The organism is Streptomyces sp. NPDC029122 (genome assembly GCF_055569445.1).
Genome location: NZ_JBVHWK010000024.1, coordinates 50858 through 72220 on the forward strand (window position 1 = coordinate 50858; position 21363 = coordinate 72220).

At 74.3% G+C, this 21363-nt stretch carries 23 protein-coding genes; 14 read left to right on the forward strand and 9 right to left on the reverse strand.

Features of this window, described 5'->3' with window-relative positions; all coding sequences use genetic code 11:
* Positions 1–145: 145 nt before the first annotated feature.
* Both ACZ4WZ_RS25095 and ACZ4WZ_RS25100 read right to left on the reverse strand, forming a co-directional pair.
* Positions 146–1024: an undecaprenyl-diphosphate phosphatase gene (locus tag ACZ4WZ_RS25095; RefSeq protein ID WP_467893603.1), complete on the reverse strand. Its 879-nt coding sequence runs from the start codon at positions 1022–1024 to the stop codon at positions 146–148.
* A gap of 48 nt (positions 1025–1072) precedes the next feature.
* Positions 1073–1840: a TVP38/TMEM64 family protein gene (locus tag ACZ4WZ_RS25100; RefSeq protein ID WP_467893605.1), complete on the reverse strand. Its 768-nt coding sequence runs from the start codon at positions 1838–1840 to the stop codon at positions 1073–1075.
* 106 nt (positions 1841–1946) lie between these two features.
* Between ACZ4WZ_RS25100 and ACZ4WZ_RS25105 the strand changes: the two genes are divergently transcribed.
* From ACZ4WZ_RS25105 to ACZ4WZ_RS25120, 4 genes are all read left to right on the forward strand, one after another.
* Complete coding sequence (locus tag ACZ4WZ_RS25105; protein ID WP_467893607.1) at positions 1947–2096, forward strand: hypothetical protein; 150 nt, start codon at positions 1947–1949, stop codon at positions 2094–2096.
* A gap of 89 nt (positions 2097–2185) precedes the next feature.
* A complete protein-coding gene (gene tuf / locus ACZ4WZ_RS25110) occupies positions 2186–3370 on the forward strand; it encodes an elongation factor Tu (protein ID WP_467893609.1) in 1185 nt (394 codons plus the stop codon).
* Positions 3371–3463: 93 nt separating this feature from the next.
* A complete protein-coding gene (locus tag ACZ4WZ_RS25115; protein WP_467893611.1) occupies positions 3464–4306 on the forward strand; it encodes a patatin-like phospholipase family protein in 843 nt (280 codons plus the stop codon).
* A 67-nt stretch (positions 4307–4373) separates the two neighbouring features.
* Positions 4374–5165 carry a spermidine synthase gene (locus ACZ4WZ_RS25120; protein ID WP_467893725.1) on the forward strand — a complete coding sequence of 264 codons (792 nt, stop codon included), beginning with the start codon at positions 4374–4376 and terminating at the stop codon, positions 5163–5165.
* Here the strand turns inward: ACZ4WZ_RS25120 and ACZ4WZ_RS25125 are convergent.
* Positions 5152–6453 (reverse strand): MFS transporter, encoded by a 1302-nt coding sequence (locus ACZ4WZ_RS25125; protein ID WP_467893613.1) that lies wholly within the window; start codon positions 6451–6453, stop codon positions 5152–5154. The genes ACZ4WZ_RS25120 and ACZ4WZ_RS25125 overlap by 14 nt on opposite strands.
* 98 nt (positions 6454–6551) lie before the next feature.
* A complete protein-coding gene (locus ACZ4WZ_RS25130) occupies positions 6552–7583 on the reverse strand; it encodes a DUF8017 domain-containing protein (protein WP_467893615.1) in 1032 nt (343 codons plus the stop codon).
* A 111-nt stretch (positions 7584–7694) separates the two neighbouring features.
* On the opposite strand from ACZ4WZ_RS25130, the gene ACZ4WZ_RS25135 reads away from it, so the two are divergent.
* A complete protein-coding gene (locus tag ACZ4WZ_RS25135; protein ID WP_388937504.1) occupies positions 7695–8132 on the forward strand; it encodes a DUF4442 domain-containing protein in 438 nt (145 codons plus the stop codon).
* Positions 8133–8487: 355 nt separating this feature from the next.
* Positions 8488–9156 carry a DedA family protein gene (locus tag ACZ4WZ_RS25140; RefSeq protein ID WP_467893727.1) on the forward strand — a complete coding sequence of 223 codons (669 nt, stop codon included), beginning with the start codon at positions 8488–8490 and terminating at the stop codon, positions 9154–9156.
* A 26-nt stretch (positions 9157–9182) separates the two neighbouring features.
* Here ACZ4WZ_RS25140 and ACZ4WZ_RS25145 read toward each other — a convergent pair whose 3' ends face one another.
* A complete protein-coding gene (locus tag ACZ4WZ_RS25145; protein WP_467893616.1) occupies positions 9183–9749 on the reverse strand; it encodes a gamma carbonic anhydrase family protein in 567 nt (188 codons plus the stop codon).
* Between the two features lie 132 nt (positions 9750–9881).
* Here ACZ4WZ_RS25145 and ACZ4WZ_RS25150 point away from each other — a divergent pair, with 132 nt between their 5' ends.
* The gene (locus ACZ4WZ_RS25150; RefSeq protein ID WP_467893618.1) at positions 9882–10631 is read left to right on the forward strand and encodes an acyltransferase; all 750 of its coding nucleotides are present in this window, start codon (positions 9882–9884) and stop codon (positions 10629–10631) included.
* 281 nt (positions 10632–10912) lie between these two features.
* Here ACZ4WZ_RS25150 and ACZ4WZ_RS25155 read toward each other — a convergent pair whose 3' ends face one another.
* The gene (locus ACZ4WZ_RS25155) at positions 10913–11116 is read right to left on the reverse strand and encodes a hypothetical protein (RefSeq protein WP_467893620.1); all 204 of its coding nucleotides are present in this window, start codon (positions 11114–11116) and stop codon (positions 10913–10915) included.
* Positions 11117–11284: 168 nt separating this feature from the next.
* Here ACZ4WZ_RS25155 and ACZ4WZ_RS25160 point away from each other — a divergent pair, with 168 nt between their 5' ends.
* A complete protein-coding gene (locus ACZ4WZ_RS25160) occupies positions 11285–12289 on the forward strand; it encodes a LuxR C-terminal-related transcriptional regulator (RefSeq protein WP_467893622.1) in 1005 nt (334 codons plus the stop codon).
* 67 nt (positions 12290–12356) lie between these two features.
* Here ACZ4WZ_RS25160 and ACZ4WZ_RS25165 read toward each other — a convergent pair whose 3' ends face one another.
* Complete coding sequence (locus ACZ4WZ_RS25165; protein WP_467893623.1) at positions 12357–13223, reverse strand: EamA family transporter; 867 nt, start codon at positions 13221–13223, stop codon at positions 12357–12359.
* A 109-nt stretch (positions 13224–13332) separates the two neighbouring features.
* Here ACZ4WZ_RS25165 and ACZ4WZ_RS25170 point away from each other — a divergent pair, with 109 nt between their 5' ends.
* Positions 13333–13929: a helix-turn-helix domain-containing protein gene (locus ACZ4WZ_RS25170; protein WP_467893729.1), complete on the forward strand. Its 597-nt coding sequence runs from the start codon at positions 13333–13335 to the stop codon at positions 13927–13929.
* Position 13930: 1 nt separating this feature from the next.
* Here the strand turns inward: ACZ4WZ_RS25170 and ACZ4WZ_RS25175 are convergent, their stop codons facing one another.
* The gene (locus tag ACZ4WZ_RS25175) at positions 13931–14335 is read right to left on the reverse strand and encodes a CoA-binding protein (protein WP_467893731.1); all 405 of its coding nucleotides are present in this window, start codon (positions 14333–14335) and stop codon (positions 13931–13933) included.
* Positions 14336–14425: 90 nt separating this feature from the next.
* Between ACZ4WZ_RS25175 and ACZ4WZ_RS25180 the strand changes: the two genes are divergently transcribed.
* The 4 genes from ACZ4WZ_RS25180 to ACZ4WZ_RS25195 all read left to right on the forward strand — a co-directional run bounded on the left by ACZ4WZ_RS25180 (position 14426) and on the right by ACZ4WZ_RS25195 (position 20303).
* The gene (locus ACZ4WZ_RS25180; RefSeq protein ID WP_467893624.1) at positions 14426–15055 is read left to right on the forward strand and encodes a YigZ family protein; all 630 of its coding nucleotides are present in this window, start codon (positions 14426–14428) and stop codon (positions 15053–15055) included.
* Positions 15056–15356: 301 nt separating this feature from the next.
* Entirely contained in the window at positions 15357–15881 is a 525-nt protein-coding gene (locus ACZ4WZ_RS25185) for a hypothetical protein (protein ID WP_467893733.1), read from the forward strand.
* 247 nt (positions 15882–16128) lie between these two features.
* Complete coding sequence (locus tag ACZ4WZ_RS25190) at positions 16129–17295, forward strand: exonuclease SbcCD subunit D (protein WP_467893626.1); 1167 nt, start codon at positions 16129–16131, stop codon at positions 17293–17295.
* The gene (locus ACZ4WZ_RS25195) at positions 17292–20303 is read left to right on the forward strand and encodes an AAA family ATPase (RefSeq protein WP_467893627.1); all 3012 of its coding nucleotides are present in this window, start codon (positions 17292–17294) and stop codon (positions 20301–20303) included. The genes ACZ4WZ_RS25190 and ACZ4WZ_RS25195 overlap by 4 nt, the downstream gene beginning before the upstream one ends.
* On the opposite strand, the gene ACZ4WZ_RS25200 is transcribed toward ACZ4WZ_RS25195, so the two are convergent.
* A complete protein-coding gene (locus tag ACZ4WZ_RS25200; protein ID WP_467893629.1) occupies positions 20293–20739 on the reverse strand; it encodes an Lrp/AsnC family transcriptional regulator in 447 nt (148 codons plus the stop codon). The two genes, ACZ4WZ_RS25195 and ACZ4WZ_RS25200, sit on opposite strands and share 11 nt — an antisense overlap.
* A gap of 94 nt (positions 20740–20833) precedes the next feature.
* Here ACZ4WZ_RS25200 and ACZ4WZ_RS25205 point away from each other — a divergent pair, with 94 nt between their 5' ends.
* Positions 20834–21349: a rhodanese-like domain-containing protein gene (locus ACZ4WZ_RS25205; protein ID WP_467893631.1), complete on the forward strand. Its 516-nt coding sequence runs from the start codon at positions 20834–20836 to the stop codon at positions 21347–21349.
* The last annotated feature ends 14 nt before the right edge of the window (positions 21350–21363 follow it).

The following is a 21363-nucleotide window of genomic DNA, read 5'->3' on the forward strand; positions in this document are numbered from 1 at the left end:
TCCCCCCCCCCCCCCCCCCCCCCCCCCCCCCCTTCCCCCCCCCTCCCCCCCCCCCCCCCACCCCCCCCCTCCCCCCCCCCCCTACCCCCCCCCCCCCCCCCCCCCCACGTCGACTTCCGGCCATGGGCCAGGGGTCACGGCCGGATCAGGAGCCCGACTCACCCGCGTGCGGGCTGAGCACGCCCATCCCGATGAGCGCGAACAACGCGATGCCGAGCAGGATCCGGTAGATGACGAAGGGCATGAAGCTCTTGGTGGAGATGAACTTCATGAACCACGCGATGACGGCGTAGCCGACGAAGAAGGCGATCACCGTGGCGAAGATCGTCGGCCCCCAGGAGATGTGCCCGGGGTTCTCCACGACGTCCTTGATCTCGAACGCGCCGGAGGCCAGCACGGCCGGGATGGCCAGGAGGAAGGAGTACCGGGCCGCCGCCTCGCGGGTGAAGCCCAGCAGCAGACCGCCCGAGATCGTGGCACCGGACCGGGAGACGCCCGGGATCAGCGCCATCGCCTGGCACAGGCCGAAGATCAGCCCGTCCTTGACCCCCAGTTCCCGGAGCGTCTTGCGCTGCTTGACCACCCGGTGCCGGCCGCCCTCCTCGTCGCGGGAGGCCAGCCAGTCGGCGAAGCCGAGGACGAGGCCCATCACGATGAGGGTGGTCGCCGTCAGCCGCAGGTCGCGGGCCGGGCCGGTGATCTGGTCCTTGAACGTGACGCCCAGGACGCCGATGGGGATCGAGCCGACGATGACCAGCCAGCCCATCTTGGCGTCCTGTTCGGAACGCAGCGCCTTGGTGTACAGGGAGCGGAACCAGGTGGAGATGATCCGCGCGATGTCCTTGCGGAAGTAGATCAGCACGGCGGCCTCGGTGCCGATCTGGGTGATGGCCGTGAAGGCGGCACCCGGATCGTGCCAGCCGGCGAAAGCCGCGGTCAGCCGCAGGTGCGCGCTGGAGGAGATCGGGAGGAACTCCGTAAGCCCCTGGACGAGACCGAGGATTAGGGATTCGAACCAGCTCATGTCGGGGTGCGCTCGTCCTTGTGATCGTCGGGCAGTTCGGGTCCGATGCTAGGGCCCGTGGGGAGCCGCCGTGACCACTGGGGGGTGTGCGGGCGCGGGCCGGGACACGCCGGCGGGTGCCAGCCGGTGCCGCTTGCGCCAGGCGACCGCCGCCGCGACCGCTCCGGACAGGGCGATGAACCCGAACGACACCAGGAACGCGGGCGATCCGGGGGAGGAGGCGCTTGCTCCGGCGATCACGTACGCGGCGGTGTTGGGGACCGTCCCGAGCGCCGTCGCGAGGAGGAAGGGAAGCCAGCCGCAACGGGAGACGGCCGCGAGGTAGTTGGCCGCGGCGAAGGGCACCCCGGGAAAGACGCGGACCGCCAGCACGGAGCGGAAGCCGTGCCGGCTCAGCTGGCCGTCGGCCGCCTCCAGCCAGCGCCCGCGCAGGTGCGGACGCAACGCCTCCTGCCCCAGGGCCCGGCCCAGGCCGAAGGCGAGCCCCGCACCGACCACGGTGCCGCCGACGGCGGCCACCAGCCCGAACTGGGACCCGAAGACCGCCCCCGCGGCGAGGTTCAGCAGCGGCCGGGGCACGAAGGCGGCCGTGCACGCGCCGTACGCGCCCGCGAACAGCAGCACCCCCGTACCCACCGGGAGCCCCGGCGGCCAGCCCTGCGACAGCAGCCGCTGGGGCTCGTAGAGCAGTACGCAGGCCCCGGCCGCGACCAGCAGCACGGCGAGCAGCGACAGCCGGGCCACCGGCGCGAGGAGGAGGGACACCCGGGGAGAGTAACCGACCCCCATGACGCGGCGCCGTAATCCAGGCCTCATACCGGACCGCCGCGGCATTGCCCCCGGCACCGCCTCCACCCGCCCCCCGCCCGTCGCGACCGTAATTCGTTCGACGCGGCCCCGGCGGTCCGGCAGGATCTGGTGCATGTCCCGGTACGCCTTCCCCGCAGCGCCGTCCGCAGTCGCGGACGCGCCGAAGGCTGCCGTCCTCCTCTTCTCCGCGTCGGAGGCACTCACCGCCTCCGCGGCCTTCGAGGCATTCGCCTTCGCCGCGTTCGACGGCGCACGAAGCTGACCCTTCCCGGATCGTCCGGCGGACCCCGCAGGGGGAGGGTCGGCTGAATCCAGGGGTCCCGACCAGCTTCGAGCCACGGGAAAGAGATCATGGCCAAGACGGCCTTCACCCGCACCAAGCCGCACCTCAACATCGGCACCATGGGCCACGTCGACCACGGCAAGACCACCCTCACCGCCGCCATCACCAAGGTCCTCGCCGGGCGCGGCGGCGCCTCCTTCGTGCCGTTCGACCGCATCGACCGGGCCCCCGAGGAGGCCCGCCGCGGCATCACCATCAACCTCACGCACGTCGAGTACGAGACGGACACCCGGCACTACGCCCACGTCGACATGCCCGGCCACGCCGACTACGTCAAGAACATGGTCACGGGCGCGGCCCAGCTCGACGGGGCGATCCTCGTCGTCTCCGCCCTCGACGGGGTCATGCCCCAGACCGCCGAGCACGTCCTGCTCGCCCGCCAGGTCGGCGTGGACCACATCGTGGTGGCCCTCAACAAGGCCGACGCCGGTGACCCCGAGCTCACCGACCTGGTCGAGCTGGAGGTCCGCGACCTGCTCTCCGCGCACGGCTACGGCGGGGACACCGCGCCGGTCGTACGGGTCTCCGGGCTGCGCGCGCTGGAGGGCGACCCGCAATGGACCGGGGCGATCGAGGCGCTGCTGGACGCGGTCGACACGTACGTGCCGATGCCGGTGCGGTACACGGACGCGCCGTTCCTGCTGCCGGTCGAGAACGTCCTGACCATCACCGGCCGGGGCACCGTCGTGACCGGCGCCGTCGAGCGCGGCACCGTCCGGCCCGGCGACCGGGTCACCGTCCTCGGGGGCGACGACGGGCCGCTGGAGCACGTGGTCGTCACCGGGCTGGAGACCTTCGGCAAGCCGATGGAGTCCGCCGAGGCCGGGGACAACGTCGCGCTGCTGCTGCGCGGGGTGCACCGCCACGAGGTGCGCCGCGGGCACGTGGTCGCGGCGCCCGGGAGCGTGGTGCCGAGCCGGCGCTTCACCGCGCGGGTGTACGTGCTCTCCGCCCGCGAGGGCGGGCGTACGACACCCGTCGCGACCGGCTACCGGCCGCAGTTCTACGTCCGCACCGCCGACGTGGTCGGCGACGTGGACCTGGGCGCGGCCGCCGTCGCCCGTCCCGGGGAGACGGTCGAGATGACCGTCGAGCTGGGCCGGGACGTGCCCCTGGAGGCGGGTCTCGGCTTCGCCGTCCGCGAGGGCGGCCGCACGGTCGGCGCGGGCACGGTCACGGCCGTGCTCGGCTGACCACGGACCCGCCCCCGCCGTGGTGACGGCGGTCCGGTTGCGTCAGACTGCCGTCACCACCGGCGTGCGGGAACGAGGGAACAGGGGGCCGACATGGGCGGCGGAACGGCATTGGTGCTCGGCGGCGGGGGCCTGACCGGCGTCGGCTGGGAGTCCGGGATCCTCTACGGGCTCGCCCGGGCGGGCGTGGACCTCACCACCGCCGACCTGGTCGTCGGCACCTCGGCCGGATCCGTGGTGGGTGCCCAGCTCACCGCGGGCCTCACCGCCCGGGAACTGTACGAGCGCCAGCTCGGCCACCCCGGCGGGGAACGCCCCGCCCGGCTGGGCGCCGGGGTCCTCGCCCGCTACGCCCTCGCGATGGCGCGCTCCCGGGACTCCGCCGCCTACCGGCGCCGGGTCGGCGCCTTCGCGCTGGCCGCCGCCACCGGCGCGGAGGCCGAGCGGCGCGAGGTGCTGGCGGCCCGGCTCGCCTCGCACGAGTGGCCCGAGCGCCGGCTCGTCGTCACCGCCGTCGACGCGCTCAGCGGGGCCCCGGCCGACTTCGACCGGGAGAGCGGGGCCGGGCTCGTCGACGCCGTCGCCGCGAGCTGCGCCGTACCGGGCGTGTGGCCGCCGGTGACGGTCTGCGGGCGCCGCTTCATCGACGGCGGGGTCCGCTCGGCGACCAACGCCGACCTCGCGGCCGGGTACGCACGGGTGGTGATCCTCGCGCCGATCTCCCTCGGCTCCGCCCTGGTCCCCTCACCCGCCTCCCAGGCGGCCCGGCTGCGGGCGGGCGGCGCCCGGGTGCTGCTCATCACCCCGTCCCCGCAGGCCCGCAAGGCCTTCGGGCGCAACGTCCTGGACCCCGCGCGGCGGGACCCGGCCGCCCGCGCCGGGCTCGCGCAGGCCGCCGCGCACACCGCCGACGCGGCGGCCGTCTGGTCGGCCTGACAATGGTGGGGTGAGCGACGAACAGATCCCGGTGATCCGGGAAGTGGGCCAGGGCACCGCCAAGCTGATGCCGGACGTGGACCGGGAGCGGGCCTGGTTGCTCACCGTCGACGGGGCGCCCCAGTCCTACGTCGACCTCGACGAGCCCGAGCACCTGGAGTTCGAGTACGTACGCCGCCTCGCGCACGTGCTGGACTGCGCGGCGGAGCCGGGGGCCGCGCTGGACCTCCTGCACCTGGGCGGCGGCGCGCTCACCCTCCCGCGGTACGCCGCGGCCACGCGCCCGGGGTCCCGGCAGGGCGTCGTCGAGTTCGACGCGGCCCTGGTGGAGCTGGTGGAGCGGCACCTGCCGCTGGCCGCCGGGGCGCGGGTGACGGTGCACGCCGCCGAGGCGCGGGCCTGGCTGGAGGCCGCCCCGGGGGCGAGCGCCGACGTCCTGGTGGCCGACGTGTTCGGGGGCTCACGGGTGCCGGCCCAGCTGACCTCGGTGGAGTACGCGAGGCAGGCGGCGCGGGTGCTGAGGCCCGGCGGGCTGTACGCGGCGAACCTGGCCGACGGGGCACCGTTCGGCTTCCTGAAGGCGCAGCTGGCCAACTTCGCCGCCGCCTTCGCGGAGCTGGCGCTGATCGCCGAGCCCGGGGTGCTGCGGGGGCGGCGCTTCGGCAACGCGGTGCTGCTGGCCTCGGACGCCCCGCTGCCGCTGGCCGCGCTGGCCCGGCGGTGCGCCGCCGACGCCTTCCCCGCCCGGGTGGAGTCGGGCGAGGGGCTGGCCCGGTTCATGCGCGGGGCGCGTCCGGTGGCCGACGCGGACGCGGTGTCCTCGCCGGCTCCCCCGGCGGGGGCCTTCAGCCTCGGGTGAGCCCGGCGGGACTGGCGGTCTCCGCCGGGGCGGGGGCGGGGACCTTCGCGGCCGGGGGCCTGCGGGTGGTCCGGCGGACGTCCGGGACGAGCAGGACCAGGGCGGTGGCGGCGACCACCAGCCCCGCGCAGCCCCACAGCGCCGGGGCGCGGCCGAAGGCGGCCTCGGCCGGGCCGGCCAGCGCGGTGGCGACCGGGAGCATGGAGACGGAGCCGAACCAGTCGTAGGCGGAGACCCGGGAGAACTTCTCCTCGGGTATCTCCTGGTGCATCGTGGTCATCCAGTTGACGCCGAACACCTCGATCGCGGCGCCGCTGACGAACATCACCGCGCACAGCCCCCACACCGGCAGCGGTACCGCCAGCGCCGCCGAGGGCAGCGCCAGCGGGAACACGCACAGGGTGCCGACCAGCAGCAGGCGGCGCGGCTTCCACATCATCATCAGGACCGCTCCCGCGATGGTGCCGGCGCCGAAGAAGGCCAGGGCCACGCCCCAGGGCGCGGGCCCGCCCAGCCGGTCGCGGGCGACGAGGGGCCCGTACACCGCCTCCGCGGCCCCGACGACGGCGACGACGACGGAGAACTGGAGCACGATGCTCCACAGCCAGGGCCGCGTCCGGAACTCCACCCAGCCCTCGCGCAGGTCGGCCAGCAGGCCGCCGCCGGGGGCCCGCTGCGCGACCTGGCCGACGTCGAGGAAGGCGCGCAGGGCGCCCGCGACCGCGAAGGCCGCCGCGTCCACGGCCAGCACCCAGCCGGGACCGATCGCGGCGACCAGCGCGCCGCCGAGGGCCGCTCCGCCGATGCCGGCGCCGTTCATCGCCATGCGGAAGAGCGCGAAGGCCCGGTTGGAGTGCTCGCCGGAGACGCTGGACAGGAGCATGCCCTCGGCGGCCGGGTTGAAGAAGGCCGTACCCGTGCCGCACAGCGCGGTGAGCAGCATCATCTGCCACAGCCGCGGGTCGCCGGCGAGGACGAGCACGGCGAAGGCGGCCTGCGAGACGCAGTTGAGGGCGTTGGCCGCGACCATCACGTGGTGGCGCGGCAGCCGGTCGGCGAGGGCTCCGCCGACGAGGAGGAAGAGGACGAGGGGCAGCGTACGGGCGGCGGCGACGAGGCCGACGTCCGCGCCGCTCCCGCCGGCCTCGAGCACCGCGAAGGAGGCGGCGATGAGCGCCCCGTGGCTGCCGAGGTTGGTGACGACCGCGGCGCCCGTCAGGAGGCTGTAGTTGCGTCCGGCCCAGGCGGGCCGGCGGCGGGGGCTGCGGAGGGCGGGGCGCGGGTTCACCCCGGGACTATCCCCCGCCCCGGGCCGAGAATCCAAACGGAATAACGGTGAACGGATCGTCGGCCCGGGGATCGTGCGGGGGTGGCGGGCCCGCGGGGTCAGCCCTCGCTGAGCCGGACCGAGCTCAGGATCTTCTCGTAGGTGGCCTGGTCGACCTCGCCGGGGACGCCGGCTGCGCTGTAGAGGACCCAGCTGGCGAAGTCACCCTTGGCGTTCTTGAAGCTGAAGGCGATGCTCTTGCCGTCCGAGGAGCACTTGTTCTCCTTCGGGACGTTGCTCACGGTCGCCGTCGCCACGTGCCCCTTGAGGCCGGAGGAGGTGGTGTACTCCTTGGTCTCGGAGATCTTGACGTTCTCCTTCGGGAGCTTCTGCGAGTACCCGGCGAACACCCAGGTGCCGGCCTCGTTGCGGGCGGCGTCGGAGGTGTCCTTGGCGCCCTGGCCGCCCTTGGTGCCGGTACCGGCCAGGGAGGTGGTCTCCTCGCGTCCGTCCTTGTTGGAGTCCACCTTGCACCAGTCCTCCTTGAGGTAGGCGGGCGCGGAGAACGTGACGAGGGGGGAGCCGTCGTTCTTGGAGTCGTCCTCGAAGCCGGCGATCACACCGGCGCCCAGCACGTTCCACTCCGGCGGGACGTCGAAGGCGGTCCCGTGCTTCGGGTTGATGACCACCTTCCAGCCCGGGATCACCGGCTTGACGTCGCCACCGGCGCGCGGGTTGGGGCCGCTGGGGGCGGGGGGCGCGACCGGGGCGACGGGCGCGGAGGAGGAGGCCGGCGGCTTGTCGTCGGCCAGGTTCGTGCCCTCGTCCTCCCGGGTCAGTACGAAGGCCGCGGTGGCGGCCGCCGTCACCACGACCGCGGAGGCCGCGACGATGGCCACGGTCCGCGTGGAGAAGGGGCTGCCGCCCGAGGGCCGCGCCGGCTGCTGCGGGGGCGTGTTGCCCCACGGCTGGACCGGGGGCGGGGTCTGGTAGCCCGCCTGCGGGTATCCGTAGCCGGGCTGCTGCTCACCGAATCCCGGCTGCGGCTGCTGCTGGTACGGGTTCGGCTGTCCCGGCTGCTGCTGGTACGGGTTCTGGTGTGCGCTCTGGGGGTTCTGCTCTCCCCCGGGCTGCTGCTGTCCTGGCCACATGGCCGGTAACCATAGTGGGAGCCGCCGACAGGGGCCACGTCCGCCCCCCTTCCGGCTATGGCCAACCGCATCTACTCGTGGGTAACATCGGCTGCCATGAGCGCTGAACAGATGAACGTGGGCGAACTGCTCGCCCAGACGGTACCGATGGCCCGCACCCTGAACCTCGAGTTCCTGGAGACCACTCCGGAGCGCGCCGTCGTCCGGCTGCCGGACCAGCCCGACTTCCACAACCACGTCGGCGGCCCGCACGCCGGCGCCATGTTCACCCTCGCCGAGTCCGCGAGCGGCGCCATCGTCCTGGCCGCCTTCGGCGAGCAGCTCTCGCGCGCCGTGCCGCTGGCCGTCAAGGCCGAGATCGGCTACAAGAAGCTCGCCAAGGGCGTGGTCACGGCCACCGCCACCCTCGGCCGTCCGGCCGCCGACGTCGTCGCCGAACTCGACGCGGGAGGCCGCCCCGAATTCCCCGTCACCATCGCCATCCAGCGCGAGGACGAGGCCGTGACCGGGGAAATGACGGTCGTCTGGACCCTGCGCCCGAACGCGTAGCGTCACCCCGGCCGCCCCCTCCCCGGGTGAAACCCGGCGGCGCGCGAGCGCGTCACGCGGTGAACGGGGCCCGGGAGCGGCACAGTGGGGGCGGGAGCGGTCCGGCGCGGGCCGCTCCCGCCGTGCTGTCCGGGGCCGGGCCGGGGCGGGAACCGGGAGGCGGGGAGAGCGCGGGGAGCGGGACGCCGGTACCGGGGCGCGGGAACGAGGCGCCCGGACCGGGACGCCGTGAGGGTTCGCCGGCCGTACGTCCCGAGAACCCCCGCGATGGACGAGGGCCGCCCCGCGGAGCGGATAGGCTGCCCGTTCGGCGTGTCTCGGGGGCCCGCCGGTGACGACGAGGGAGGACGTACCGGTGCACATCCAGGAATGGCTGGAGGAAATTCCGGCGATCAGTGTCTATCTCCTGGTGGGGCTGGTCATCGGGCTGGAGAGCCTGGGCATCCCGCTCCCGGGCGAGATCGTCCTCGTCAGCTCCGCGCTGCTGGCCTCGCAGCACGGGGAGATCGACCCGGTGGTCCTCGGCCTGTGCGCGATCGCGGGCGCGATCATCGGCGACTCCATCGGATACGCGATCGGCCGCCGCGGCGGCAAGCCGCTGCTGGAGAAGCTCGGCAGGCGGTTCCCCAAGCACTTCGGGCCCGACCAGGTGGCCATGGCCGAGCGCTCCTTCGACCGCTGGGGCATGTGGGCCGTCTTCTTCGGGCGCTTCGTCGCCCTGCTGCGGATCTTCGCCGGGCCACTGGCGGGCGTCCTGCAGATGCCGTACTGGCGCTTCCTCGTCGCCAACGTCCTGGGCGGCATCCTCTGGGCCGGCGGCACCACCGCCGTCATCTACTCCGTCGGCATCGTCGCCGAGCCGTGGCTCAAGCGCTTCTCCTGGCTGGCGCTGGTCCTGGCCGTGCTGATCGGGCTCACCGTGACCCTGGTGCTGCGCGGGCGGATGAAGAAGGCGGCGGCCGAGGCGCGCGAGGCGGCGCCGACGCCGGAGCCCGTCACCGCCCCGGCGGGCGCCTCGGACTGAACCCGAGGCCCCCGGCCGGGCGGGGATCAGGCGCCGGAGATCACCGAGGCGCGGTGCTGCTCCGCCAGCTCCGTGTACATCGCGGAGTTCACCCTGATCCCCTCGCGCTCCTCCTCGGTCAGCTCCCGCCGCACCTTGGCCGGGACGCCGGCGACCAGGGAACCGGGCGGGACGACCATGCCCTGCGGAACCAGGGCCTGCGCGGCCACCAGCGAACCCGCGCCGATCACGGCGCCGTTGAGCACGGTCGCGCCCATCCCGATCAGGCAGTCGTCCTCCACCGTGCAGCCGTGCACGACCGCGTTGTGCCCGATCGAGACGCGCTCGCCGATGGACACCGGGAACCCGGGGTCCACATGGATCGTGCAGTTGTCCTGCACATTGCTGTCCGCGCCCAGGGTGATCGGGCCGCAGTCGCCGCGGAGCACCGCCGAGTACCAGACGCTCGCCCCGGCGGCCAGCGTGACGTCGCCGACGACGACGGAGGTCGGAGCGGTGAAGGCCGTCGGGTCCACCGACGGCTTCCGGTCGCCGACGCCCGCGATGAGAGCCCCCTGGTGCGCCTTGCCCGCCTGGTTCGGCTGATGGTTCATGGTCACTTCCCTCTGCTTCCGGATGCCGCGCCAACTGCACCGTAGGGCACGGGACGCCGCCGCCCCGCGATGGGGTGAAGATCACAGGAGCCGGGTCCGGACGTCCGGCGCGGGGCGCACTACCGTGGCCGGGTGCCGAAGAACCAGAACACGTTCTCATCCCTGGCGGCCCTGCGCCGCCGGATCGCCAGCCGTGCCGTGCACGCCGGCTGGCGCTGGATGCAGCAGGCCGGGGCGGTCACCGCGCAGCACCCGGGCCGGCTGTGCTTCGGGGCGATAGGCGAGGGAACCCGGCTCGCCTTCCCCCAGGGCACCGTCTTCGGAGAGCGCTGGATCCGGCTCGGCGCGCACTGCATCATCGCCGAGCAGGTCACCCTGACGGCCGGGATGATGCCGGACCTCGACCTCGGCGCGGACCCGGTGCTCGTGCTCGGCAACGGCGTCGTCCTCGGCCGGGGCAGCCACGTCATCGCCGACGCCCGGATCGCCATCGGCGACGACACCTTCTGCGGGCCCGGGGTGTACATCACCTCCACCAACCACAGCTACGACGACCCGCACGAGCCCGTCGGACGGCAGTGGCCCCGCAGCGCCCCCGTGGAGATAGGGCCGGGCTGCTGGCTGGGCACCGGGGCGGTGATCCTGCCCGGCGCGAAGCTGGGCCGGAACGTCGTGGTGGCCGCGGGGGCCGTCGTACGGGGCGAGGTGCCCGACCACGCCGTGGTGGCGGGGGCCCCGGCCAGGATCGTGCGGCGGTGGGAGCCGGAGACGGGCTGGCAGCCCCCGCTGCGCACCCCGGCGCCGGTGCCGATACCCGACGGGATGACGCCCGAGCAGCTGCGCGGGCTGGCGCTGCTGGCGGAGGCCGAGCAGTCCCCGTAGACGGTGCCCGGCAGGCGCGGGCACGGAGGACCGGGCGGGAGGTCTCCGGCCCCGGTCCCGGCCCGGCTCCGGCCCCGGTGCCGGCCCGGCTCCGGCCCCGGTGCCGGCCCGGCTCCGGCTCCGGCCCCGGTGCCGGCCCGGCCCCGGTCCCGAGCCGGCTCCGGCCCGGGTTCGGTGAAGCCGCCCGTGAGCGGCGGCCCGGGCGCCGCCCGGGAACGACGGAGCACCCGGCGGGCGGGGTGACCGCTGCACCGGGTGCTGTGCGCCTCAGCGCGGGAGGATCATCCCCAGTCAGAGTCCGGCGGCTGGATCAGCGAGTCGGCAGACGAGACCGTGGCGTCGTTCTGCTGTTCCGCTTCTCCCGTGGCTGCGATTCCCCAATTGGTGCCGGCCGGCGCGTTGGCCGCGACACCACTGAGTCCGATGACCGCGAGGATCGCGAGCAGCACGGCGGAGACGGTTGACCGGATGTTGATCGATATCAAGGCGTTCCTCCCTTGGCCGGCCCGACCCCCGCAGACGATGCGGGCAGCGGGGCCATATCTGCGCCACGGGCCCTGTGGCACGCGATCAAGGCTGTATCGGGTGAGGGCCGCAATCAACCTTCGGGATACTGCGTCCACCCGCAGTTCAGCAAGAGGAAGAGGGATTTGATGACGGAACAGGAAATATCCACCGCCGCCCCGGACACCTCCCGTCTGACCGAGGTGGAACTGCGGACCTACCGCAGGGCGCTGCGCGGGGAGACGCTGCCCGATGACGAGCCCGGCCTCGCCCCGCTCCTCGCGCGCGAGGTCCTGTTAGCGAACACCCACCAACCCGGCACGTACGTCCCCGCCCCCTCCCGCTACCTGGAGACCCAGCTCACCGCGGCCGTCCTGAGGGCCCTTACCGGCGCCACCGAGGCCCTGGCCGGCATCCCCGCCCACGTACGGGAGCTCGAGGCCGAGCAGCAGCGGTACCACCACAGCCCCAGCCCCGTCGGCACGCTCCTGCTGCGCACGGTCCCGGAAGTGAACGCGGAGACCATCCGCACCATCCAGGCCGCCGAGTACGAGATCCTCACCGCGCAGCCCGGCCACCGGAAACCCAAGGTCCTCAAGGGCGCGCTGCCGAGGGACCTGCAGGCGGCCCAGCGCGGGGTGACCGTACGGACGATCTACCGCACCAGCGGGCGCACCAACCCGACGCAGCGGGAGTGGGTCGCCACCATGACGCGCGCCGGCGCGCAGGTGCGCACCCTGGGGGAGGACTTCCTGCGGTTGATCATCGTGGACCGGGCACACGCCTTCTTCGAGGTCTACGGCGAGGACGGCACCGTCCAGCAGGAAGCGGCCTGGTACACCCAGGACCGAGGGGTGTGCGCCTTGCTGGCCGCCCACTTCCGGCAGCAGTGGGACCGGGCCGACCCGTGGGTGCCCGGCGAAGGAGCGGGTGCGCCGGGGACGGACGACGACACCAAGACCTCGAAGCTCCAGCGGACGATCCTGCGGGGCATCGTGGCCGGCCGCAGCCACCGGCAGATCGGCGAGAACCTGGGTCTCAGCGAGCGCACGGTGACGGCCCACGTCTCGAAGATGCGCGAAGCGCTGGGCCTGGAAACGGTGCCCCAGCTGACGTTCTGGTGGGCGACGTCCCCGGAGCGGCTGCTCCCGTGAGGGGTCCGGGACCCGGCCGGGCCGCGGCCGTCGCCCCGTGGCGGGGGGTGTGCTCCGGGGCGCGCCGTCAGCCCGCCGCGAGCAGGACCGTACCCGCGAGGGCCAGGCCCGCGCCGGCGGCCTGGACGCTCCGCAGCCGTTCCTTGAGCACGACGAAGGCGGCGAACGCCGTCACCACGGGGTACAGCGAGGAGATCACGGCGGCCACGGTGACCGGGCCGGCCTGGGCGGCCAGGGAGTAGGTGCCGTTGGCCGCGACGTCGGCCAGGCCCACGAAGGCCAGCGCGGGCGCCATGCTCCACAGCACGCGCGGGCCGGTGCCCTCCGGCAGTGCCGGGACGCCGCGCCTGGTCTGTGCGAACAGGGCGGCGCCGGCGACGGCGACGTTGGTGACGCGCTGGACGAACAGGGCGAGGAACAGCCCGGTCAGGGTGGTGGAGGCCTCCGAGATCAGGGCCATGACCGCGCCGAAGCCGAAGGCGGCGACGAGCGTCAGCACCACCGCCCGCCGCTGGACGGGGGCGCCGCGCAGCTCGGGACCGCCGGCCAGGACGATGCCGACGACGGCCACCGCGATCCCCGCGAACTGGCCGAGGCCGGGCCGCTCGCCCAGTGCCAGCCCCACACCGACCGGTACGACGACGCCGACGGAGCCGAGCGGGGAGACCACGCCCATCGGGCCGAGGGCCAGGGCCTTGTAGAAGGCGATCATCGCCGCCGGTCCGACCAGACCCGCGGCCACCGCGAACCACAGCTGCGGCCCCGCCGCGCTCCAGGCACCGGTGCCGAGGACGAGCGCGCCGAGCACGACGGCCGCGGTGAGCTGCGAGACCACCAGCACGGTGAGCGCGGGTATCCGCCGCGTGAGCAGCCCTCCGCCGAAGTCGGCGAGTCCCCACAGCACGGCTGTGGCCAGGGCGAAGAGGGCAGTCATGGGAGGGGGCCTCGCAGTACAGTGCGGTGGACGGTGGAGTGCAGCATCGAATACACCGCAGGTTAGTTCAGTCTATTGGACTGTGTCATCCAAAATATTGGACGGAATGGTGTCTGACCTCGAAGAGCTCACCCAGGCGCTCGCCCGCAACCTCAAGCGGTGGCGCGGCGAACGGGGCTTCACGCTGGACGCACTGGCCGCCCGCGCGGGAGTCAGCCGCGGCATGATCATCCAGATCGAGCAGGCCCGTACGAACCCCAGCGTCGGCACCACGGTCAAACTGGCCGACGCCCTCGGGGTCAGCATCACCACGCTCCTGGACCACGAGCGCGGGCCCCGGGCCCGCGTCGTGCCGCCGGGGAAGGGGGTGCGCATGTGGTCGAGCCCGGAGGGCAGCGAGGCGCGCATGCTGCTCGGCGACGACCGTCGCGGGCCGGTGGAGATGTGGACCTACCGCCTGGAGCCCGGAGACGGCACGGCCTCCGACCCCCACCCGGCCGGAACCTTCGAGATGCTGCACGTCACGGCCGGGGAGCTGACCCTGGACCTCGGCGAGGACCGGTACGCGGTCCCGGCGGGCGGCGCCGTCTCCTTCGAGGCGGACCTCCCGCACGCCTACCGCAACGAGGGCACCGCCCCGATGGTGATGACCATGGCGGTCTCGATCCCGCCCGTCCCGGGGACCGGTGCCCACCGCGCCCAGTGAGTCAGAGGGCGGGGATCTCGATGGCCGGACAGCGGTCCATGACCATGCCCAGCCCGGCCTCACGGGTGCGTGCGAAGGCGGCCTCGTCGACCACGTTCAGCTGGAACCAGACGGCCTCGGCGCCTGCGGCGACCGCGTCGTCGGCGACCCGGCCGGCCAGCGCGCTGTTCACGAAGACGTCCACCACGTCGACCTTGAACGGGATCGCCTCCAGCGACGGGTACCCCGGCTCGCCGTGCACCGTCTCCGCCTTCGGATGCACCGGCACCACCCGCTTCCCGAACCCCCGCAGCACCTTCGCCACCCCGTAGGCGGCCCGGTCCTCGTTGTTCGACAGGCCCACCACGGCCCAGGTGTCACCGAGCTCGGTGAGGATCTTCCGGATGGTCGCCTGGTCGCCGTACACGCGCGCCGCCTCCTGCTGGGGTCGTTCCACCGGACCGTTCCGCAGGATCAACGGCGGGGACACCTGTCCGATTCCCCGTAGGGTGGAGCGGTGAAGGCAGACCAGTACGTGACGGTGGCCCGTGAAGGGACGCACGAGGCGGAGATCAACCGCTCGCGGTTCCTGTGCTCGATCGCGCCCGCCGCCACCGAGCGGGAGGCGCAGGAGTTCATCGCGCGCGTCCGCAAGGAGCACCCCGCCGCCACGCACAACTGCTACGCCTACGTCATCGGCGCCGACGCCTCCGTCCAGAAGGCCAGCGACGACGGTGAGCCCGGCGGCACCGCCGGCGTGCCCATGCTGCAGATGCTGACCCGGCGCGACATCCGGTACGCGGTCGCCGTGGTCACCCGGTACTACGGCGGCGTGAAGCTCGGGGCCGGCGGGCTCATCCGGGCCTACGGCGGGGTCGTCGGCGAGGCGCTCGACGTCCTCGGCACCGTCACCCGGCACCGGTACCGGCTGGCCACCGTCACCGTCGACCACCAGCGGGCCGGCAAGACCCAGAACGACCTGCGGTCCACCGGCCGCGCCGTGCTGGACGTGCGCTACGGCGAGGCCGTCTCCATCGAGATCGGCCTCCCGGAGGCGGACGTCGAGGCCTTCCGGGCCTGGCTCGCCGACGTCACCGCGGGGACCGCCGGCTTCGAGCTCGGCGGCGAGGCCTACGGCGACGGCTGAACCCGCCGTCCGCCGCGCCCCCGGCCCCCTTGCCGACGCGGCCGGAACACCCTTCGCACGCCGGACCGGCCGCACCGGACGACCCTCCGGAGCTCGCCGGGACCGGCTGCTCCGGGCCACGCGTGAAGCCCGTCGGGGGACGTCGAAGTGGGGAGCGCGCTCCGCTTCGGCGGCCGACCGGCCTCCCTCGGCGGAGGGTGCGTCCCGCTCAGGTCGTACGTCAGCGGGGTGAACCCTCCGCCGCGCGGTGGAGACGGTCCGCCGTAGTGGACGATGCGCGTCTGCCATGTCCACGGCCAGCATGGAGATCATGACGACAGCGCCCGCTCCGCTCTCCGCCGCCTCTGCCGCCCCCGCGCCCGCCTGGGCCCGCCGCGCCGCCCACGCCATCGCCCTGTGCGCCCTCCCGTCCGGTCTGTGGCGCATCGCCATGGCATCCGGTGTCTACGTCGGCTACAGCGACCAGGTCCTGGCCGACGTCTTCGGCATCCCGGGCTGGGGCATCGCGTACGTGGTCGCCCTTTCCGTCATCGCGGAGCTGGCCGCCCTGTTCCCGCTGCTCCTCGTCAGCGACCGCTGGCGGCCACTGCGCCCCCGGACCCTCGCCGCGCTGGCCTGGACCGCCTCGGCCCTCCTGGTCCTGGTGGCACTGTGGCAGCTCGTGGTCGCCCTCACCGTCGAGAGCCAGACGTACATGTCAAGCGGTACGGCACGGACCGTATGGGCCCTCACCTTTGCCCCGCTGTGCGCCATCCCGGTCCTGATGACGGCCGTGACCTGGTCCTACGCCAAGCGGCACCGGGCAGGGGCCCAGGCCCGGCCATGATCTGCCGGACACCGCCCAGCGCGGCGTGTCGCTTCCGGAGGCCTCCCGGTGGCGAGGACATGCCACGGTCCGGATCCCCGCGGACCTCCACGGTCCCCCGACCCCGGATGCCGGTGGCAGACTGAGGTCCGTCATGGATCGGGCGCCGACCGGCCCGGGGCGGTGGGCGCGTACCACGGCGACCCTGCTGGTTCGGTGCTGGTCGGGGAGCCGGAGGAGCGGTAAACGTGCAGGTCGGAGCGGTATCTTGAAGTTTCTGCACACCTCCGACTGGCACCTCGGCCGGTCCTTCCACCGCGTGAACATGCTCGGAGCCCAGTCCGCCTTCGTCGACCACCTCGTCGAAGCCGTCCAGGAGCACCGGGTCGACGCCGTCCTCGTCGCCGGGGACGTCTACGACCGGGCCGTGCCCCCGCTGCCCGCCGTCGAACTCTACGACCGGGCCCTGCACCGGCTCGCCGACCTCGGCGTCCCGACGGTGATGATCTCCGGGAACCACGACTCGGCCCGCCGCCTCGGTGTCGGCGCCGGACTCATCGGCCGGGCCGGGATCCACCTCAGGACGGACCCCGCCGGCTGCGCCGACCCCGTGGTGCTGGCCGACGTACACGGCGACGTGGCCTTCTACGGGCTGCCCTATCTGGAACCGGCACTGGTCAAGGACACCTTCGCCGCCGAGAAGGTCAGCCACGAGGCGGTGCTGGGCGCGGCCATGGACCGGATCCGGGCCGACCTGGCCGGCCGGGCCCCCGGCACCCGCTCCGTGGTCCTCGCCCACGCCTTCGTCACCGGCGGGCAGGCCAGCGACAGCGAGCGCGACATCGCCGTCGGCGGGGTCGAGGCCGTACCCGCCTCCGTCTTCGACGGGGTCGACTACGCGGCCCTCGGCCACCTCCACGGCTGCCAGACGATCAACGAACGCGTCCGCTACTCCGGTTCCCCGCTCGCCTACTCCTTCTCCGAGGCCGCCCACCGCAAGACCATGTGGCTGGTGGACCTCGGCCCGGGCGGGGAGATCACCGCCGAGCGGATCGACACGCCCGTCCCCCGCCCGCTCGCCCGGCTGCGGGGACGGCTCCAGGACCTCCTCGACGACCCCGCGCACACCGCGTACGAGGACTCCTGGATCGAGGCCACCCTCACCGACCCCACCCGGCCGGAAGACCCCATGGCCCGGCTCGCCGCCCGCTTCCCGCACACCCTCAGCCTCGCCTTCGACCCCGAGGACCGCCAGGAGGAGGGCACCGCCTCCTACGCCCAGCGCCTCAAGGGCCGCAGCGACCAGGAGATCGCCGAGGACTTCGTCGCCCACGTACGCGGCGGCGGCACCGCCGACGAGGCCGAGCGGGCCGTGCTGCGCGACGCCTTCGAGGACGTACGCGCCGAAGAGGGCCGTCAGGAGGCCGGCCGATGAGGCTCCACCGGCTCGGGATCACCGCCTTCGGCCCCTTCGCCGAACCCCAGACCATCGACTTCGACGCCCTCTCCGGCGCCGGCATCTTCCTGCTGCACGGCCCCACCGGCGCCGGCAAGACCTCCGTCCTCGACGCCGTCTGCTACGCCCTCTACGGATCCGTCCCAGGCTCCCGCCAGGCCCCCGGCACCACCCTGCGCAGCGACCACGCCGCCCCCGGCACGCCCACCGAGGTCACCCTCGAACTCACCGTCGGCGGACGCCGGCTGGAGATCACCCGGCGTCCCGAACAGGACCGCCCCAAGAAGCGCGGCACCGGCACCACCAGGGACAAGGCCCAGTCCTGGCTCCGCGAGCACACCGGGGGCGGCTGGACCGCCCTGAGCCGCTCCCACCAGGAGATCGGCGAGGAGGTCGAGCAGCTCCTCGGCATGAGCCGCGAACAGTTCTGCCAGGTGGTCCTGCTGCCGCAGGGTGAGTTCGCCCAGTTCCTGCGGGCCGGGGCCGAAGCACGCGGCCGGCTCCTCGGACGGCTCTTCGACACCCGCCGCTTCGCCGCCGTCGAGACCCTCCTCGCCGAGCGCCGCCGCGCCGCCGAGGCCAGGGTGCGGGCCGGCGACGAGAAGGTGCTCGCCGCCGCCCAGCGGCTCGCGCAGGCCGCCGGAGACAGCGCCGACCTGCGCGCCTGGCCGCTGCCCCGCCACCAGCCCGGCGACCCCGGCCTCGCCGAGGCCGTCCGGGCCTGGGCGGCCGTCGCCCGGTGCTCCGCCCGCGAGCGGCTCACCGTCGCCGAGTACGCGCTCGCCGCCGTCGAGGGACGGCACGCCGCCGCCCGGCGCGACGCCGAGGAGGCGCGGGAACTCGACCGGCTCCAGCGCCGCCACGCCGAAACCGCCCGCCGGGCGGCCCTGCTGGCGCAGGCGGCACCGGAGCGCGAGCGGGTACGGGCCCTGCTCGACCGGGCCCGCCGGGGCGCCCTCGTGGCCCCCGCCCTGGAACTGCGCGGAGCCGCGGCCGCCGCCCACCTCACCGCCGCGCACGCGGAAACCGTCGCCCGGGCCGAACTCCCACCGGGCCTCGCCGAAGCCGGCACCGAACAGCTCGCCGCCGTCGAGCAGCGCCTGCGCGAGGACCTCGGCGCGGCCGGCGCCGCCCAGCGGGCCGAACAGCGCAGCGCCGAGATCGGCCGGGAGCGCGCCACGCTGGAGCGGGAGTCCCGGGACGCCGACGAGCGGTACCAGGAGTCCGCCGAGTGGCTCGCCCGCTGGGAGGCCACCCGGGCCGCCCTCCAGGAGCGGGTCGACTCCGCGCAGCAGGCCCTCACCCTCGCCGAGCAGCTCGCGGGGCGGCTGGAGCCCGCCCGGATGCAGCTCACCGCCGCCCGGCGCCGAGACGCCCTCGCCGCCGACGCCGAAGCCGCCGCGGGCGAACTGCTGCGGGCGCGCGAGGAGTCGTCCGCCGCCCGGGAGACCTGGCTGGAGCTCAAGGAGGCCCGGCTGCGGGGCATCGCCGCCGAACTCGCCGGGGCCCTGACCCCGGGGGAACCCTGCACGGTGTGCGGGTCCGCCGAGCACCCCGCGCCGGCCCGCCCCGCGCCCGGGCACGTGGACCGCGCCGCCGAGGACGCCGCCCACGCCCGCTTCGAGCAGGCCGAGGAGCGCAGGGCCGCCGTCGAGCGCCGGCTCGCCGCCGTCCGGGAGGCGCAGGCCGAGGCGGCCTCCGCGGCCGGGGACGCCACCACCGCCGAACTCCTGGACCTCACCGCCGACCTGAGTGCCCGCCACGCCGCCGCCCACGCGGACGCGGCCGCACTGCACACCGCCCGCGAGCGGCTCGCCCGCGCCGAGCGGGAGCACGCCGCCCGCAGCGCCGAACGGCTCGAAGCCGAACGCCGCGCCGCCGCCCGGGCCTCCCGGCGCGAGGCCCTCGACGAGGAGCAGGCCTCCCTCGAAGCCGAACTGGTCCTCGTCCGGGCCGACTCGCCCAGCGTCGCCGCCCGCGCCCGCACCCTCGAGGACCGGATCCGGATGGTGACCACGGCCGCCGCCGCGCTGCGCCGTGCCGAGGCCACCGCCGCCCGGCTGAAGGAGGCCGACGACCAGCTCGCCGACGCCGCTTTCAAGGCCGGTTTCGACACCACCGAGCAGGCGGCCGACGCCGTGCTCCCGGAGTACGAACGCACCGCGCTCCAGCACCGCCTGGACGCCTGGCAGGCCGAGGAGGCGATGCTGGCCGACCGGCGGGCCGAGCGGGACACCGCCGCGGCGGCCGCCCTGCCCCCCGCCGATCCGGCCGCCGCGGCGGCCGCCGAGGAGCGGGCCGCGACCCGGCTGCGCCACGCCGGCTCGGCCGTCGACGCGGCCCGGGTGCGCTGCGCCGAGCTGGACCGGCTCTCGCGCCAGGCGGAGCAGGAGCTGCGCGCGCTGGGCCCGCTGCGCGAGGCGTACGAGCGGGTGGCCCGCCTGGCCGGGCTCACCGCGGGCACCTCCGCGGACAACGAGCGCAAGATGCGCCTGGAGGCGTACGTCCTGGCCGCGCGGCTGGAGCAGGTCGCCGCCGCCGCGACCGTACGGCTCCTGCGCATGTCCGGCGGCCGCTACACCCTCGTGCACTCCGACGCGCGGGCGAGTGGACGCGGGCGTTCCGGCCTCGGGCTGCACGTCCTGGACGCCTGGACCGGCAGCGAGCGCGACACCGCCACCCTTTCGGGCGGCGAGACCTTCTTCGCCTCCCTCGCCCTGGCCCTGGGACTGGCCGACGTGGTCACCGACGAGGCCGGCGGCATGCGTCTGGACACCCTCTTCATCGACGAGGGCTTCGGCAGCCTCGACGACCAGTCCCTGGACGAGGTGCTCGACGTACTGGACTCGCTGCGCGAGCGGGACCGCAGCGTCGGCATCGTCAGCCACGTCGGCGACCTGCGCACCCGGGTCCAGGCCCAGCTGGAGATCGTCAAACAGCGCGGCGGCTCCGTGGTGCGCCACCGCACGGCGGGCGTCACGGACTGAGCGGTCGCCGGGCGAGCGGGGACGAGTACACGATGCTGGTGGTCACCGGGCCGAGCCCGGCGATCCGGCCCGTGACCTCCTCCAGGTGGGCCATCGAACGGGCCGCCACCTTGAGGACGAAGCAGTCGTCCCCGGTCACGTGGTGGGCCTCCAGGATCTCGGAGGTCGCCTCCAGGAAGTCGTGGAACGGCTTGTAGTTGCCGTGGGGATAGCGCAGCCGTACCAGCGCCAGGATGGCCTTGCCCAGCTTCTCGTGGTCGACCACGGCCGTGTAGCCGATGATGATCCCGGCCTCCTCCAGCCGGCGGATCCGCTCGGTGACGGCGCTCGCGGACATCGACACGGCGCGGGCGAGCTCCGTGAAACTGGCGCGGCCGTCCTGTTGGAGGGCCGCGAGGATCCGCCAGTCGGTGGCGTCGGGGGAATAACCGGTCATGGCGCAGGTCTAGCAGGGGAATCCCCGGAGGAACAAGGGAAAGGCAGGGGAAAACCACTTCCCGGCTTGATCAACAGTTCGTAGGTTTTGAGCCATGACGACGACGCAGCCCCAGACCAGCGCCCCCGCCCCCGCGAACCCGGTGCTCCGGGTCCCCCCGGCAAGCCCGGCCGCCGCCGCCGCGTACTTCGCCGCGAGCCTGGCCTTCCACGCGGACGTCTCGGACGTCGCCGCCGCCTTCAAGGCCCACCGCGAGCAGGGCGCCGACCTCGGCTTCCAGCTGATCGACTCCCGCTCCACCCCCTCCTGGGACCAGGCCCACGTACCCGGCGCCATCCACCTCCCCACCGCGCTGATTCCCGAGCAGGCGGAGAAGCTGCTCGACAAGAACGTCCCCGTGGTCACCTACTGCTGGGGCCCGGGCTGCAACGGCGGCACCCGCTCCGCCCTCGCCCTGGCCGAACTGGGCTTCCAGGTCAAGGAGATGCTCGGCGGCATCGAGTACTGGATCCGTGAGGGCTTCGAGGTCGACACCTGGCAGGGCTCGCAGCAGCGCGCCGAGGCCGACCCGCTGACGGCTCCCACCGACTCCGACGACTGCGGCTGCTGAGCCGCACCGACGGC

Bases quoted from the DNA above. Each gene is read 5' to 3' on its own strand.
- ACZ4WZ_RS25130 (WP_467893615.1), bottom strand. From the start codon at position 7,583: ATGTGGCCAGGACAGCAGCAGCCCGGGGGAGAGCAGAACCCCCAGAGC.
- ACZ4WZ_RS25160 (WP_467893622.1), top strand. From the start codon at position 11,285: ATGACGGAACAGGAAATATCCACCGCCGCCCCGGACACCTCCCGTCTG.
- ACZ4WZ_RS25205 (WP_467893631.1), top strand. From the start codon at position 20,834: ATGACGACGACGCAGCCCCAGACCAGCGCCCCCGCCCCCGCGAACCCG.
- ACZ4WZ_RS25185 (WP_467893733.1), top strand. From the start codon at position 15,357: ATGGAGATCATGACGACAGCGCCCGCTCCGCTCTCCGCCGCCTCTGCC.
- ACZ4WZ_RS25105 (WP_467893607.1), top strand. From the start codon at position 1,947: ATGTCCCGGTACGCCTTCCCCGCAGCGCCGTCCGCAGTCGCGGACGCG.
- ACZ4WZ_RS25100 (WP_467893605.1), bottom strand. From the start codon at position 1,840: ATGAGGCCTGGATTACGGCGCCGCGTCATGGGGGTCGGTTACTCTCCC.
- tuf (WP_467893609.1), top strand. From the start codon at position 2,186: ATGGCCAAGACGGCCTTCACCCGCACCAAGCCGCACCTCAACATCGGC.
- ACZ4WZ_RS25145 (WP_467893616.1), bottom strand. From the start codon at position 9,749: ATGAACCATCAGCCGAACCAGGCGGGCAAGGCGCACCAGGGGGCTCTC.
- ACZ4WZ_RS25165 (WP_467893623.1), bottom strand. From the start codon at position 13,223: ATGACTGCCCTCTTCGCCCTGGCCACAGCCGTGCTGTGGGGACTCGCC.
- ACZ4WZ_RS25135 (WP_388937504.1), top strand. From the start codon at position 7,695: ATGAACGTGGGCGAACTGCTCGCCCAGACGGTACCGATGGCCCGCACC.
- ACZ4WZ_RS25120 (WP_467893725.1), top strand. From the start codon at position 4,374: ATGCCGGACGTGGACCGGGAGCGGGCCTGGTTGCTCACCGTCGACGGG.
- ACZ4WZ_RS25195 (WP_467893627.1), top strand. From the start codon at position 17,292: ATGAGGCTCCACCGGCTCGGGATCACCGCCTTCGGCCCCTTCGCCGAA.
- ACZ4WZ_RS25200 (WP_467893629.1), bottom strand. From the start codon at position 20,739: ATGACCGGTTATTCCCCCGACGCCACCGACTGGCGGATCCTCGCGGCC.
- ACZ4WZ_RS25095 (WP_467893603.1), bottom strand. From the start codon at position 1,024: ATGAGCTGGTTCGAATCCCTAATCCTCGGTCTCGTCCAGGGGCTTACG.
- ACZ4WZ_RS25115 (WP_467893611.1), top strand. From the start codon at position 3,464: ATGGGCGGCGGAACGGCATTGGTGCTCGGCGGCGGGGGCCTGACCGGC.